Source organism: Escherichia sp. KCJ4928, assembly GCF_004352695.1.
GTDB lineage: Bacteria > Pseudomonadota > Gammaproteobacteria > Enterobacterales > Enterobacteriaceae > ECMA0423.
Genome location: NZ_SJWV01000874.1, coordinates 1 through 246, shown reverse-complemented (window position 1 = coordinate 246; position 246 = coordinate 1). Strand labels below are relative to the sequence as shown.

Annotated in this window: 1 protein-coding gene; it reads right to left on the bottom strand. The window is 60.2% G+C overall.

Annotated features, from left to right (window positions below; all coding sequences use genetic code 11):
- A partial coding sequence (locus E0D98_RS27205) for a terminase large subunit (RefSeq protein WP_342093336.1) occupies positions 1-246 on the bottom strand: 246 nt, incomplete at both ends.

Genomic DNA, 246 nt, shown 5'->3' with positions numbered 1-246 from the left:
TAAAGGCGTTAGCCGCCACCTCCACGGTCGGGGCCAGAATGGTGTAGCCCGCCGCCTGCCGCCAGTTCAGTAACAGCGCCGTCATCATGATCCCGGCAGCCAGCGTGGACTTGCTGTTTTTCTTGGGGATAAGGATAAAAACTTCCTTGATATGGCGTACACCGGTCTGCGCATCGTAGGAGCCAAACAGGGCCGCCACCAGGTCAAACACCCACTGTGCGCAGGACTCCCCGAACGTCGGGCTGC